General features: G+C 47.5%; 14 protein-coding genes and 1 riboswitch. Of the genes, 10 read left to right on the top strand and 4 right to left on the bottom strand.

Annotated elements, in window-relative coordinates; all coding sequences use genetic code 11:
- Position 1: 1 nt before the first annotated feature.
- The 4 genes from BK127_RS11410 (at position 2) to gyrA (ending at position 6,477) form a co-directional block, all read left to right on the top strand.
- Positions 2 to 964 (top strand): ABC transporter ATP-binding protein, encoded by a 963-nt coding sequence (locus BK127_RS11410; protein WP_076230169.1) that lies wholly within the window; start codon positions 2 to 4, stop codon positions 962 to 964.
- On the top strand, positions 957 to 1,949 hold the full coding sequence (locus BK127_RS11415; protein ID WP_076230170.1) for an ABC transporter permease: 993 nt from the start codon (positions 957 to 959) through the stop codon (positions 1,947 to 1,949). The genes BK127_RS11410 and BK127_RS11415 overlap by 8 nt, the downstream gene beginning before the upstream one ends.
- Before the next feature lie 111 nt (positions 1,950 to 2,060).
- Positions 2,061 to 4,034, top strand: a complete 1,974-nt coding sequence (gene parE, locus BK127_RS11420) for a DNA topoisomerase IV subunit B (RefSeq protein WP_076230171.1) — start codon at positions 2,061 to 2,063, stop codon at positions 4,032 to 4,034.
- A gap of 7 nt (positions 4,035 to 4,041) precedes the next feature.
- Positions 4,042 to 6,477 (top strand): DNA gyrase subunit A, encoded by a 2,436-nt coding sequence (gene gyrA / locus BK127_RS11425; protein WP_076230172.1) that lies wholly within the window; start codon positions 4,042 to 4,044, stop codon positions 6,475 to 6,477.
- Here the strand turns inward: gyrA and BK127_RS43645 are convergent.
- Complete coding sequence (locus BK127_RS43645) at positions 6,474 to 6,641, bottom strand: hypothetical protein (protein WP_179097445.1); 168 nt, start codon at positions 6,639 to 6,641, stop codon at positions 6,474 to 6,476. The genes gyrA and BK127_RS43645 overlap by 4 nt on opposite strands.
- Positions 6,642 to 6,841: 200 nt before the next feature.
- Here BK127_RS43645 and BK127_RS11430 point away from each other — a divergent pair, with 200 nt between their 5' ends.
- From BK127_RS11430 to BK127_RS11455, 6 genes are all read left to right on the top strand, one after another.
- Positions 6,842 to 7,249 (top strand): MarR family winged helix-turn-helix transcriptional regulator, encoded by a 408-nt coding sequence (locus tag BK127_RS11430; RefSeq protein ID WP_076230173.1) that lies wholly within the window; start codon positions 6,842 to 6,844, stop codon positions 7,247 to 7,249.
- A gap of 81 nt (positions 7,250 to 7,330) precedes the next feature.
- On the top strand, positions 7,331 to 8,179 hold the full coding sequence (locus BK127_RS11435; RefSeq protein WP_076230174.1) for a tetratricopeptide repeat protein: 849 nt from the start codon (positions 7,331 to 7,333) through the stop codon (positions 8,177 to 8,179).
- 34 nt (positions 8,180 to 8,213) lie between these two features.
- A riboswitch (ZMP/ZTP riboswitch) is annotated at positions 8,214 to 8,295 on the top strand.
- Between the two features lie 62 nt (positions 8,296 to 8,357).
- Positions 8,358 to 9,203, top strand: a complete 846-nt coding sequence (locus BK127_RS11440) for a bifunctional 5,10-methylenetetrahydrofolate dehydrogenase/5,10-methenyltetrahydrofolate cyclohydrolase (RefSeq protein ID WP_076230175.1) — start codon at positions 8,358 to 8,360, stop codon at positions 9,201 to 9,203.
- A 444-nt stretch (positions 9,204 to 9,647) separates the two neighbouring features.
- Positions 9,648 to 10,400, top strand: a complete 753-nt coding sequence (locus BK127_RS11445) for an ABC transporter ATP-binding protein (protein ID WP_076230176.1) — start codon at positions 9,648 to 9,650, stop codon at positions 10,398 to 10,400.
- Positions 10,397 to 11,161, top strand: coding sequence for an ABC transporter permease (locus BK127_RS11450; protein ID WP_076230177.1), 765 nt, complete (start codon positions 10,397 to 10,399; stop codon positions 11,159 to 11,161). The genes BK127_RS11445 and BK127_RS11450 overlap by 4 nt, the downstream gene beginning before the upstream one ends.
- A gap of 66 nt (positions 11,162 to 11,227) precedes the next feature.
- On the top strand, positions 11,228 to 11,629 hold the full coding sequence (locus BK127_RS11455) for a DUF6438 domain-containing protein (RefSeq protein ID WP_076230178.1): 402 nt from the start codon (positions 11,228 to 11,230) through the stop codon (positions 11,627 to 11,629).
- Between the two features lie 132 nt (positions 11,630 to 11,761).
- Here the strand turns inward: BK127_RS11455 and BK127_RS11460 are convergent, their stop codons facing one another.
- The 3 genes from BK127_RS11460 to BK127_RS11470 are packed head-to-tail and all read right to left on the bottom strand — an operon-like array spanning position 11,762 to position 14,485.
- A complete protein-coding gene (locus BK127_RS11460; protein ID WP_076230179.1) occupies positions 11,762 to 12,457 on the bottom strand; it encodes an RluA family pseudouridine synthase in 696 nt (231 codons plus the stop codon).
- Between the two features lie 3 nt (positions 12,458 to 12,460).
- On the bottom strand, positions 12,461 to 13,324 hold the full coding sequence (locus tag BK127_RS11465; protein WP_076230180.1) for a class I SAM-dependent methyltransferase: 864 nt from the start codon (positions 13,322 to 13,324) through the stop codon (positions 12,461 to 12,463).
- A 21-nt stretch (positions 13,325 to 13,345) separates the two neighbouring features.
- Positions 13,346 to 14,485: a peptidylprolyl isomerase gene (locus BK127_RS11470; protein WP_076230181.1), complete on the bottom strand. Its 1,140-nt coding sequence runs from the start codon at positions 14,483 to 14,485 to the stop codon at positions 13,346 to 13,348.
- Between the last annotated feature and the right edge of the window lie 111 nt (positions 14,486 to 14,596).

Below are 14,596 nucleotides of genomic sequence, written 5' to 3' on the forward strand. Positions count from 1 at the left end.
GATGTTAAATCAACGGGAAGTTGTGCTATCCGTCCAAAATGTGAAAAAATCAATCAAACGAAAAGAAATTATTAAAGGTATCTCATTCGAGGTGTACGCAGGTGAAATATTCGGATTTCTTGGGCCCAACGGCTCAGGGAAAACGACTACCATTCGTATGCTTGTCGACTTGATCGCGCCATCGGAAGGCACGATTACGATTTGCGGCTACGATGTCCACAAGGAGCACAATAAGGCACTTCAGTATGTAGGGTGTATCGTCGAAAACCCGGAGCTGTATACGTACTTAAGCGGGTGGGAAAACCTCGAGAACTTCGCTCGTATGCTACCTAATGTCGGTGAAAAGCGTATCCAGGAAGTAGTGGATATTGTCGGTATGGATGTGCGTATCCATGATAAGGTTCGCACGTATTCGCTCGGCATGCGGCAGCGGCTCGGCATTGCACAGGCTCTGTTGAATAGTCCCAAGCTGTTGATTCTGGACGAGCCTACGAACGGCTTGGACCCTCAAGGTATTAAAGAAATGAGAGAATTTATACAACAGCTGGCGCAAACAGGATTAAGCCTGTTCGTATCGAGCCATTTGCTTAGTGAAATTCAACAAATGTGTGATCGGGTCGCGATTATTAGTCATGGAAAGGTCATCAAGGTCGGCGAAGTCGATTCCCTGATCGACGAATCGGCAAGTCGTGTTATTTGGCGTGTGACACCTTTAGAAATGGCTCTGGCTATATTGCAGTCTGAAGCGGATGTAGAGATTGTTGAATACCATCAAGCTGTTGAAGATCACAAGGACCACAGTCTTCAGATAGCGAGTATTGTCACTCAGCTTAGGCCTGAAGATGTACCGTTATTGACACGAAAACTTGCGGAGTCCGGCGTATTGCTGTACGGTGTGGAGACGAAAAGCCCTACGCTGGAGGATTTATTCTTAAGTCTGACGGAGGGTGAGCGTATTGGTTAGCTTATATCCACTCATAAAAAACGAATGTATCAAAATCATTAAAAAACGCCGATTGCTGGTCGTTCTACTCATTCTTGCTGCACTGATTCCGATGTTTACTTATGCACAGATGAAGGTCGCAGAAAATAATTTGAAGCAGTTCGGTACGAATGACTGGCGGGCAGAGCAACGGCAAAAAATCGTTGACTACACGCGAAGCATTGGCAGTGCTCGTGTTCCCGAGGAATGGAAGCAGTTCCGCCGAGTCGAGGTTAAGCTGGCACAATACTATTTGGATAAAGATGTGAATCCCGCAGAGCCGAACGGGGTAACCTTTACAAGAGAATTCATAAAAAATGCGGTGGGCTTGTTTATTCCCTTGATGATCATGGTTATTGCATCGGATCTTGTATCGTCGGAGCATTCAACAGGAACCATTAAGCTGCTGCTGACAAGGCCGGTGCAGCGCTGGAAAATTTTGATGAGCAAGCTGCTCAGTCTAATTTTGTTTACATCGCTTGTCGTTATAAGTACGGGGCTGCTCTGTTACCTGATTTCAGGGGTAGTGTTCGGCTATGGCGGATGGGACATGCCTGTATTTTTTGGATTTACGATTATTGGCTCTGAGGTTGATACGACCTTTGTCCGTCCGGTCGATCAATGGCTTTACCTGATCATGGAATTTGGTCTGGTCTGGTACTCAGCACTAATTGTAGCGGTCATGTCATTGATGGTTTCAGTGCTGGTCCGCAGTACTGCTGCGGGTATGGGCTTGATGCTGGCCGTATTGATTTCGGGCACGATCCTGACGAATATGGTATCATCCTGGGAAACGGCCAAATATTTATTTATGGTGAATCTGCGTCTGACCGATTATTTGACCGGCAGCATGCCACCTATTAAAGGTATGGATTTGCCCTTCTCATTAGCCGTGTTGACGGTTTGGGGACTTGCCTCGGTAATTGCCTCCTTTGCTGTCTTCACGAAAAAAGATGTATTGAACTAATAACGCAAGATGATATAATGCACAATAGAAACCAGATGTCACAGAAGTAGAACGTAAATTATTTCCAAAACTGCGACATAACTGGGGCTTTAGGGATAAGGGGAGACTGCGATGGCGGAGCAACTGGATTTGTTAGCCAATACAACAACCACGCGGGCGGAATACGACGCTGATGATATACAGGTGTTGGAAGGACTTGTAGCGGTCCGTAAAAGGCCGGGTATGTATATAGGAAGCACAAGCTCTTCCGGACTGCATCATTTGGTATGGGAAATTGTCGATAATGCCGTTGATGAGCATTTGGCCAAATATTGTTCAAAGATTGATGTGACTATTCATAAGGATCAGTCGATTACCGTTCAGGATAATGGACGAGGCATACCGACAGGTATGCACAAAACAGGCATTCCGACACCACAGGTCGTGTTTACGATTCTGCATGCCGGTGGAAAATTCGGCGGTTCGGGATATAAGAAGTCAGGTGGACTGCACGGCGTAGGTGCTTCGGTAACCAATGCGCTGTCCGAATGGCTGGAGGTCACGATTTATCGTGACGGTAAAACTCATAAGCAGCGTTTCGAATATTGGGTCGATGATAAGGGTATTGAGCATGTAGGTGAACCTGTTGGGGGCCTGGAAGTGCTGGGCAATACAAGACAAACCGGTACGAAGGTTACCTTTAAGCCGGATAAAAGAGTATTCCAGAGCGGTATTGCGGTTACGTATGATACGCTGTACGAGCGGCTGCAGGAGATTGCTTTTCTGAACTCGGGTCTTCAAGTGACGATCAAGGATGAGCGCAGCGATAAGCAGGAAACGTTTCAGTATGAGGGTGGTGCCAGTCAGTTTGTCGCTTTTTTGAACGAGGAAAAGACGGTACTGCACGACGTGATCCATTTTACCGGGGAAAAAGAAGATATCGAGGCGGAGATCGCCCTCCAGTATAATGATGGCTACACCGAGACTTTGGTTTCCTTTGTTAACTCCATACCGACACGCGGCGGCGGTACTCATGAAACAGGCTTTAAAACAGCCTATACCCGTGTCATGAATGATTATGCGCGTAAAACAGGGATTTTGAAGGAAAAGGATAAGAATTTGGACGGTCAGGATTTGCGGGAAGGTATGATGGTTGTCATTAACATCAAGATGGGCGAGGTAGAATTCGTCGGTCAGACCAAGGATCAATTGGGCAGCGCCTCTGCGCGTGGTGTTGTGGATTCCATCGTTTCTGACAAAATGGCTGTGTTTTTGGAGGAAAATCCGCAATCGGCACAGATGATCATGAAGAAGGCTGTACAATCGGCCAAAGCACGCGAAGCGGCACGCAAGGCGCGTGAGGAAATACGCAGCGGTAAAAAGGGCAAGAGCGAGAGCTCGAATCTCGGCGGCAAGCTGACTCCTGCGCAGTCGAAGGATTACGCTCGAAATGAGTTGTTTATCGTGGAAGGGGATTCCGCCGGAGGCTCGGCCAAGCAGGGCCGTGATTCCAAGCATCAGGCCATTTTGCCGCTTAAGGGTAAGCCGATGAACCCCGAGAAAGCCAAGCTGCCCGACATTATGAAAAATGATGAGTATAAAGCGGTTATTGCCGCTATTGGTGCCGGAGTGGGTCCCGAATTCGATTCGAGCGAAAGCAACTACGGCAAAATCATTATTATGACGGATGCGGATACGGATGGAGCGCACATCCAGGTGCTCTTGCTTACTTTCTTTTATCGGTACATGAAGCCCTTAATTGACGCAGGCAAGGTATATATCGCTCAACCGCCCTTATATAAGGTGACCAAGAAATCAGGCAAAAACAGTGCGGTTCATTATGCATGGACAGACGATCAGTTGAACAAGCTTAACAAATCGCTGGGCAAAGGAACGGAACTGCAGCGTTATAAAGGCTTAGGTGAGATGAATCCGAATCAGCTGTGGGAAACCACAATGGATCCGGCAACGAGAATTTTGTTGCAGGTGCAGATAGAGGATGCGGCCAAAGCTGAAAGGCGTGTATCTACGTTGATGGGGGATAAAGTGGACCCACGTAAGCGTTGGATTATCGAGAATGTCGACTTTACCGAGTTCGAGGAGTAGATAAATAGTGACGATACCTGAAAATTTTTTACCCGCATTTTTAGAGGAAGTGGTGGGCGACCGGTTTGGTCGCTATTCCAAATATATTATTCAAGACCGCGCGATTCCCGATGTTCGGGATGGCTTGAAGCCTGTACAGCGGCGTATTCTGTACGCCATGTACGACGCAGGCAATTCACCGGACAAAATGTACCGCAAATCAGCCAAAACCGTCGGTGATGTGATGGGTAACTATCACCCGCACGGTGATGCATCGATCTATGACGGTATGGTGCGGATGGCACAGCCCTGGAAAATGGGACATATGCTTATAGACGGTCATGGCAACTGGGGCTCTGTGGATGATGATCCACCCGCCGCTATGCGTTATACAGAAGCCCGACTATCGGAAATCGCGATGGAGCTGCTGCGGGATATCGAAAAACGCACAGTGCTGTTTAAAGATAATTTTGATAATTCAACCAAAGAACCGGTCGTTTTGCCGTCCCGTTATCCGAACCTTTTGGTGAATGGTGTCAGTGGGATTTCATCCGGATTTGCAACGGAAATTCCGCCGCACAACCTGCGTGAGGTTATTGATGCCTGTATAGCCTTGATCGATGATCCTGATCTTGAGCTGGAAGCGCTGATGAAGATTATGAAAGGCCCAGATTTCCCTACCGGGGGCATTATCATGGGCTCGGACGGTATACGGGATGCTTTTCGCACCGGTAAAGGCCGTATTTATGTGCGCTCGCGTACTGAAATTGAGCAGCTGCGTGGCGGACTCCAGCAAATTGTGATCACGGAAATTCCGTATCAGGTCGTGAAGTCTCGACTTGTCACAGCTATGGAGAACATCAGGCTGGAGAAGAAAATCGAGGGCATCTCGATTGTTCGTGACGAGAGTGGACGTAATGGTATGCGTATCGTCGTTGAATTGAAAAAAGAAGCGGATGCCCAAGGGATTCTTGCTTATTTACTGAAAAAAACCGATCTTCAGGTCGTTTATAATTTTAATATGGTTGCGATTGTTAACAAAACACCGAAGCAGCTAAGTGTCATCGAAATTATGAAGGCTTACATTGAGCATCAGAAGGAAGTTGTGACGTTCCGCACTCGTTTTGATTTGGAAAAGGCTGAGGATCGCGCACATGTGCTGGAAGGGCTTGCCAAAGCACTTAATATTTTGGATGAGGTCATCGCAACGATTAAAGCTTCCAAGAACCGTCAGGATGCTCAAAATAATCTGGTGTCGCAGTTCGGATTTACCGAGCGTCAGGCGGATGCCATATTGATATTACAGCTGTATCGGCTGACGAATCTGGAGATCCATTCGATTGAAAAGGAATTAAAAGAATTACAGAAATCGATTGCAAATCTTCGATCAATTCTAAGCAGTGAAAAGAAGCTGCTTGCCGTAATTAAGACAGAAATGACCGAAATCCGTACGAAATACGGTATCGATCGTCGATCGGATATTCAGGACGAAGTGGAAGAACTCAAGGTGAATCTGGAAGTCATGGTCACGGCTGAGGATGTTTATGTAAGCTTATCCAATGAGGGATATATCAAACGGACAAGCAAGCTATCCTTCACCCGATCAGGTGGAGAAATCGAAAAAACGGGCCTTAAAGAGGGCGATTACCTTCGTTACCTGCTTGAGGTCAATACGCTGCAGAATCTGCTGATCTTCACACAAAAGGGACAGTATTATCTGCTACCCGTGCATCAGGTTCCCGAATATAAATGGAAAGAAAACGGAACCGCGATTGTTAATATTATTCCTGTTCTGAAGGATGATCGTATAATCAGCGTCATTCCGGTGAAGGATTTTAACGAGCCGGGCAAGTCATTCGTATTCGTTACGCGGCGGGGTCAAGTCAAACGTACGGAGCTGAAAGAATACGCAACAAGCCGTTCTATAGGTATTGTCGCTTGTAAAGTTGCCGATCAGGATGCGATTATTAGCGTGAGGCTGAGCAGGAACGATGAGGATATCATGCTCATCACGAAGCAGGGAATGGCCATACGCTTCAAAGAAGACGAAGTGAACGCGATGGGCCGTGCAGCTGGTGGAGTGCGTGGAATCCAGATGAAGGATGACGATGAGGTTGTGAGTGCGGAATGGATCAAGGGTGAAGAAGGCGAGCTGCTCGTTGTTACAGACCTTGGATTTGCCAAGCGCTCGCTCATTCTCGATTATCCGATTCAAGGACGCGGAGGCAAAGGAATATTTACCTTCGAATTCAGAGAAGGCGCCAGAGTGAAGCCGAATGGTGCAAGTCTTGTTAAAGCGTTCGTCGTTAAAGATGAATTATTGCTGACAGCGATTCTGCAGAGCGGAAGTCGACTCTCCTTTTCCTCGGAGAAAACACCGATTGAACAGCGGAAATCTACAGGTCGTCAAGTCATTGGTGTTACCAAAACAGATTTAATCACAGATATGCTGAAAACGGACTAGTCATAGCTATTCGTTTCCGGTTCCAGCTTTTCTGCGAATTGCAGCAGCAGCTCCAATACGGCCCACACGGGCATCGAATCGTCCAGACGTTCGAGCCACTGTGGGTCGTTCAATATGCCTCTTTGAATTGCGAGCTGTCCAATATGCTGCTTCCAAGTTTCCATAACCTGATCACTCCTTCTTATGATTTGACAAGCTCTGCCGATAGTCGAATGCCTATTCTGCACTATATGTTGAAAGGCGTCTAAAGTTCCTTTTTTTTATCGATTAATGTCTCAAAGTATTTATGGCATTAATCTTTAAAAGAGATCGAGTGGATGATATACTTAAGAAAAGTATGGATCTACAGGAGTGATGAGGCAAAGTGGTAACTCAGGAGTTTGCTAAGCTATGGTGGAAACTATCTAAGGATTTGCGCACACATATGGATCTTCAATTGTCACCAACGTTAACGGAAGGTCAATTGACCGTACTCGAGCTGCTCATGGGCCGTGATCGAATGAAGCCCTCGGATTTTATTGAATTTCTGGCAACAACACCTGCTGCAATAACTACTTTATTGGATAGAATGGAAAAAGCCGAGCTGCTCTCCCGTTCCCGTGACGAGAAGGACCGTCGTATCGTTTGGGTAGAGGTAACGGATAAAGGCAAAGCGGAATGTTTGCGGGGTACGGAAATACGAGAGCGCTTTCTGCAACAGTATTTGAGCCGAATCTCCTCGCACAATCAGCAGTTGCTTGTGTACCTGCTTGGCAAGGTGGCAAACGCTTAGCTTGAAATCATGTTCAAAGTGGAATGTCTGAGAGTAGCGGGCTGCATGAATATTGGACTTTAATGGCTGTGGAGGAACCTCATGAAAGCTCTCATCAAACCGCTTCTTGTTATCGTCGGTATGATTATTATTGTGATCATTGTTTTTAATGTGAATATTTGGGCTGGCTTTGGCCTGATCGCTGCTATTCTCATATTTGCCGCATATACATCCCGCGCAAGTCTTTATGCGCTGCGCGGCAGCAGGGAGTTTGCCAAAGGGGAAACCCCGCAAGCCCTTGAATGGTACAAAAAGGCTTATAACAGTAAACCTTGTCCAGATAAGCATCGAATTGGCTATGGGTATCTGCTGATGCGCACGGGGGATGCCAAGCAAGCTGAACAGGTTTTTGGTCCGCTTCTGAAAGCTAGCAAGAGTCGAGATACACTTGTACAGGCCCAGTGCAATCTGGCTACGGCTTATTGGCTTCAGGGTAAGCAGGACGAAGCGGTGGCTTTGCTCACAGATGTATTAAAGGAGTACAAGAATACGCTTGTGTATGGCAACCTTGGTTATTTTAAAATTCTTCATGGTGACCCAGAGGAAGCTTTGACATTTAATCTTGAAGCTTACGCTTATAATGGGGACGACCTTACGATCATGGACAATGTTGCCCTGAATTACTATGAGTTGGGACAGTGGACACTAGCTGAGGAAACGTATCAAAAATTGATGCTGAAGTCGCCTAAATTCGCCGAGCCTTATTATTACTATGCTCAAACCTTAAAGCAGCTTGGAAAAACGGATGAAGCCATTGAGCAAATCAATCTGGCTGCAACCAAAACTTTATCCTTCGTAACACCACTAACGAAAGAACAGATTGAGCAAGATGCATTGCGGCTGCGTGCACTAGATGCAGATGCAAGTAGTATGGAGGCAAATAATAGTTGATTTTTCTCATAAATAGCGGTATATTCGTCTTCAACAAACTATGTGTGACTGGCGGAGCATGGGCAACCATGGGGGAGCACATAGAAGCATTTTCGCCGTACGCCTGGGCAAAGGTAAGGAGTTCATTCTCCTTGCCTTTTTGCGTTTATACGATGGATCAGCGAAAGGATGAAGGAACATGCAGAAGACACTTATTTTGGATGGCAATCAGGTATCTATGACAATCAAGGAGCAGCTCAAGGGGAGAATTGAACATTTGGCTGCGAAGTCGATTGTACCTTGTCTGGCAACGATTCTTGTGGGCAGCGACCCTGCCTCGGAAACCTATGTACGTATGAAAAGCAACGCGTGTAAAAGGCTGGGGATGGATTCACGGCGTATTTATCTCGACGAATCGACAACAACGGAAAGCTTAATTGAGGCCATTATCTCACTAAACAACGATCCTGATGTGCATGGTATTTTACTGCAGCACCCCGTACCCTCACACATTGATGAACGGGCAGCCTTCGAAGCGATCAGCATCGATAAGGATGTCGATGGTGTGACTGCTATCGGATTCGCACAAACAGCCTTTGACTACGGCAGATTTCCTTCTTGCACACCGGCTGCAATTGTTGCTATTCTGGATGAATATGATCTATCCATTGAAGGCAGACACGCTGTCGTTATCGGCCGCAGTCCGATTCTAGGCAAACCCGTTTCCCAGATGCTGTTAAATCGCAATGCAACCGTAACGATCTGCCATTCCAAAACGCGTGATTTGGCCCAAATCGTTCGTTTAGCTGACATCGTCGTAGCGGCAGTCGGCAAACCGAAATTTGTTCAAGGCGATTGGATCAAGCCCGGCGCCGTCATCATGGATGCCGGTTACAACCCGGGTAATATTGGTGACGTCGATTATGACGCCTGCTTCTTGCAGGCCAGTGCGATCACCCCCGTTCCCGCTGGTGTAGGCCCCGTCACAATAGCTATGCTGCTCAAGCACACTGTAGACGCAGCCTTTTACTCCAATCATCTGTAATAAGCACCAGCACCCAAATTGAAGCTTGTCCCGCGGGGGCCAAAGCGGCCCGAGAACCGTAAAGTGTGCACCCAATCAGCACCCGCTCTTAAGCCTGTACCAGCACCCAAAGTCAAGCTTGTCCCGTAGGGGCCAAAGTGGCCCGAGAACCGTAAAGTGTGCACCCAAATCAGCACCCGCTCTTAAGCCTGCACCAGAACCCAAAGTCGAGCTTGTCCCGAAGGGGCCAAAGCGGCCCGAGAACCGTAAAGCGTGCACCCAATCAGCACCCGCTCTTAAGCCTGTACCAGCACCAAACCAAGCGTGTCCCGTAGGGACGATAAGCGCCCCGAGAACACCAAAGTCACTCTACAGCAAGGGAGTCCAGAGGGCAGCGCCCTTTGGAGCCCTCCCTATTAGGGAGGGTTTGGGAGGGTCCTCCCCCCAAAGGAAGGTGAATAAACCATGTCAATCCTCCGAATTCATCAATTAAGAAAACACATTCAACAAAAGGAACAGCGTGTCCTGTTTGATGACTTCTCAGTCGAGATAAACGAGCCTGAGATCATATCGGTGGTGGGAGCCTCCGGCCAAGGAAAAAGCACATTGTTGCGGATCATTGGCATGCTGGATACCCCAGATAAAGGCACTCTTACTTATCGAGGCAAGCTGTCGAATGAATGGCAGCCACCTATGTGGCGCAGCAAGGTGAGCTATGTCGCTCAGCAGGCCGTAATGCTGCCAGGAAGTGTGGAAGACAATTTACGAACGGTGAGCAGGCTGCAAAAGCAGCCGTTTGATCGTGAATTGACCAAACAGCTGCTGGAAGCAGTTCAGCTGGAAAGTTTGGATTGGAGCAAGCGTGCAGAGGATTTATCTGGCGGAGAGAAGCAGCGCGTGGCTCTGGTTCGCTCGATGCTGCTGCGTCCGGAAATATTGTTGGTCGATGAGATAACAGCTTCACTCGATGTAAGAAGCAAGCAGGCGGTTGAAGAGCTCCTGTTTGATTGGCACAGTCGTGAAGGGACTACGTTCATATGGGTGACTCATGATCTGGAGCAAGCGCGTCACACGAGCAGCCATGTATGGTTTATGGCTGAGAACAGGTTGTATGAGAATAGCCAGACAAGTGCTTTTTTTGAACGTCCGGAGACAGATCTCGCACGTAAGTTTGTGCAAGTATCGCAAGATCCTGTTGGAATTGGGGAGCATCGATGAGTACAACCGCGTTGGGCTTTACACTGGCATTCATATTTATTACGATATTCATTTCCATGCGTCAAAAGCTCGGTTTGGAAAAAGAGATATGGATCGGAACGATTCGCTCTGCTGTGCAGCTCCTGCTGGTTGGGTATTTGCTGCAGTTCGTATTTAATGCGAATCATCCGGCGCTGCTGGTGCTGATTATCGCGATTATGATTGCAGTAGCAGCTGCTAATTCAGCCAAGCGGGGAAAAGGGCTCACAGGTGTGTTCTGGCGCGTTGCAATGTCAATTGGCGCAACAGAGGCGGTCACCATGGGCTTACTGCTGGTGCTGCGTATTATCGAGCCGACTCCACAATATATCATACCTCTGAGCGGCATGATTATTGGCAGTTCGATGGTCGTCTCCGGATTGTTTCTCAATCAGATGCACTTGAATGTGCAAGCTTCCAAAGGTGAGATTGAGGCTCTGTTATCGCTGGGAGCAACGGTCAGGCAAGCGATCCAGGTATCCCTGAAGCGTTCGGTCAAATCCAGCATGATACCGACAATCGATGGGATGAAGACGATCGGGCTGGTACAGCTTCCAGGTATGATGACGGGGATGATTGTTGCCGGAGCCGATCCGGTTGAAGCCGTTCGCTATCAGATTCTGATAGTGTTTATATTGGCAGCCTCTGCCGCTTTATCTAGTATGATGCTGGGTCTGCTCAGCTATAAGCTCTGGTTTACTGAGGATGAGAAGCTTCGTATAATGGCCAAGCAGCAGGAGTAAGCCAAGCGCATCGTCCGACCTTGGACTTCCATCAAGGGGTTCGCTGCTAAGCTTGAAGGAGGAAGCATGTTCAAGAGCATTTCGCTGGAAAGGACCGTCTGCTTGGGCAGCTGTCCAATTTATAAAGTTGTATTATTTGCAGACGGAACGGTTTTCTGGGAGGGTGAAGCGTTCGTACACTGCTTGGGCAATCATGAGTGGATGATTTCCACTGATGCTGTTGAATCGATCCAACAGCTGCTGGACAGTTTTGGCTTCCGTACCTTTACATACGAGTCGGTCCTTTGGATGGAAGATCTTCCTTCATGTATGATCACAGTGGAATACATGGATGATGAAATCATTGTTCTTGATCACCCATACGGCATCACGGAATTGGACAAACATATCACAACTTTTGAAAAAGCCTTGGAGCACTTGATTGGCACTGCTCCCTATGTGGGGAGTAAAAATAAAGGTAGTTCCTAATAAGGTGGCTCAAGCTATTATTTCAGTACCAATAAGGTTATGCATAATCAGGAGCTTAAACCGAAAAACCCATCTGTCTCACTCATAGAGAGTGGCTGGTGGGTTTCCGGCATTACGTATTTATCTATCACACTATAGTTCCCACAAAGACCATGGATAAGCCGATTGCGGAGGCGTTGAGCTAAAGCTCAAGGCTTCTTTGGTCGTTGGGTGCTCAAAGCCAAGCTCCGTTGACCAGAGTGCGATTTGCTGACCTGGTTTTGTCAGGTGAGCCCCATAGCGCTGATCACCGACAAGCGGGCAGCCAATAGCTGCAAACTGGACACGGATTTGATGGGGCCTGCCCGTGTGCAGCTCAACACTAACAAGCGAACAGCCCTCTCGATGACCAAGCGCCTGATAATCGAGAATAGCTTCTTTTGCTCCTGCAGCATTGGGGGATACAACAGCAACCATATTGGTCTTGGTGTCCTTGAGCAAATGATGGCGTAATGTTGCCTGCTCCTGCTTGGGTCTACCGTGAATAACCGCTATATACCGTTTACGGATGGTTCTTGTCCTCACTGAATCCGACAGCCTTGAAGCGGCTTTGGAGGTTTTGGCAAATACCATTACGCCGCCAACGGGACGATCCAACCGGTGCACCAAGCCCAGGTACACATTACCTGGCTTCTGATGACGGTGTTTCAAGTCCTGCTTAATAAGCGTCAACAAATCGGGGTCGTGGGAATCATCCTCTTGAGTCGGTACGTTTACAGGCTTGATCACGACAATGACATGATTATCTTCGTACAAAACGGGTATCGATGAGGGTGCTTCGTTCGACAAAGATTATGCCTCCCAACGTCCCAATATGCCGCATGGCAGCATGAGCTTGGACGCCGTAATCGGTAGTCCGATTTCTCCACATGTGATGGTACCACCGTGTGCTTTGCCCATGGACAAAGCGAGAATATTTTTAAGCACCGTAGCGGAAATACCGGTTGTATAGGAGTTGATCAGCATAAATAGAGGTCTATTGGACATAATGCCCATGCATGATTCTACAAATGGGAACAGATCCGTTTCCAGCTTCCAGGTCTCACCATTCGGTCCACGTCCATAGGAGGGAGGGTCCATGATGATCGCATCATATTGACTACCGCGACGCTGCTCGCGTTGAACAAATTTAAATACGTCATCGGTAATAAAACGTACGGGTCTATCGCCAAGTCCGGATAGCTGCACGTTTTCCTTAGCCCATTGGACAACCCCTTTAGAGGCGTCAACGTGGCATACTTCGGCTCCGGCATAAGCACAAGCCACCGAAGCTCCGCCAGTGTAGGCGAACAGGTTTAATACCTTGATTTTCCGTCCCGCGCCCTGGATCTTGTCAATCATCCATTTCCAGTTTGCTGCCTGCTCAGGAAATAGTCCCGTATGCTTGAAGCTTGTCGGCTTAATATGAAACTGTAATTTGTCATAGGCGATTGTCCAACGCTCAGGTAATTGAGTACGCTGCTCCCATTGCCCACCACCGCTTGTACTGCGATGGTAATGGGCATCAGCTGCTTTCCAAGGTGCTGTTTCCTTACTGAGCGGCCAAATAATTTGTGGATCGGGACGGCGTAAAATAATGCTTCCCCACCGTTCAAGCTTTTCACCGTCGCCGGTATCGATTAATTCGTAGTCTTTCCAATCGTGTGTTGCAAACATGGAGGTACCTTCCTTCGGTGATTATGGTTTAGGCAGCGTGATGGACTTAATCAAGCCGGGTAATTCTTTTTCATTAAACTGTTTGGACAGGTCGGAGAGAAGCTGCTGCTTTAATTGATCCTTCATGGCTTCAAAGGATTGGGTGCTGCGCGACTCTACCCGAATAATATGGTAACCGAATTCGGTCTCCACCGGTTCGCTGATTTTGTTGATCTCCAGGGACAGAACCGCTTTCTTGAAGCCCTCCACCCATTTGGAAACCTCGGCATCTGTATAAAGTCCGCCGCTATCCTTGGATCCGGGATCTTCGGAATATTGTTTGGCAACTGCAGCAAAATCCTCACCGCTTTTGAGTTTATCCTGAACTTCCTTTACTTTTTGATCGATCACTTCCTTGGCACGAGGGTTGCCTTTCTCATCATTACTGCTGATCATAATATGGCGTACTGTGGCTTTTAGCAAATTTTCACTATTGCTGCTCACTTGTTGATCATACAAACCTTTAATTCGTTCATCAGTAGCCTGGGAGTTCAGCCACATCTGGGCACCGAGAATAGCTTCAACATAACTGTGCACAAGGCTTGGAGTCAATTGATTAGCGGCTAGAACCGTGTTCAAGTCTTGACCCGAGGAGGCTAGATATTTGTTCAGTTCCACCACCTGTGAATCCACGGTTACAGCGATCGATTTACGGAATTCTTCCCCAGCGCGTCCCATCAGGATTTGTTGACCGATTAGCTGCTTAAGCATATAGGTTTTGTAGCCTTCATCTTTATCATACTTGGCATTATCGGGGTCAAGTAACCGTTGGAAGTTTAAATAAGCTTCAAAAGAGCCTAAATTCACCTCTCCGCCATCATAGGTAGCAACGATAGCATTCATATCGATCTTTTTGCCAACCCAGATCGTGTCGGTATCTCCGTCATATTGAACTTCTTTACCGAGCGCTTCACTGACAAAACGCAGCGGCACATAAGTAGTTCCATTGTAGATAAAGCTTTCACCCTGCTCGGAGGTTGGGGTTTTTACATAGCCATCAAACATATATTTGATGTTTTTGAAATATACTTCTATTTGGGACCCGCTGGCATAAGCAATCGATCCTGTCAGCATAACGCCTAACGACAGACCAAGTACAAGCCCTTTAACCTTGTCATTCATTCTTATTTTCCACCTTTCTGAGTGTAGCTAGAGTATATTCCACTTTAATCGTCAAAATCCTGCTTTTTTGGGTAAAAGGAAGTAAAGACTTAAGCAAGGAGGCATTTTCAT

It is taken from the genome of Paenibacillus sp. FSL H7-0331 (assembly GCF_001956045.1).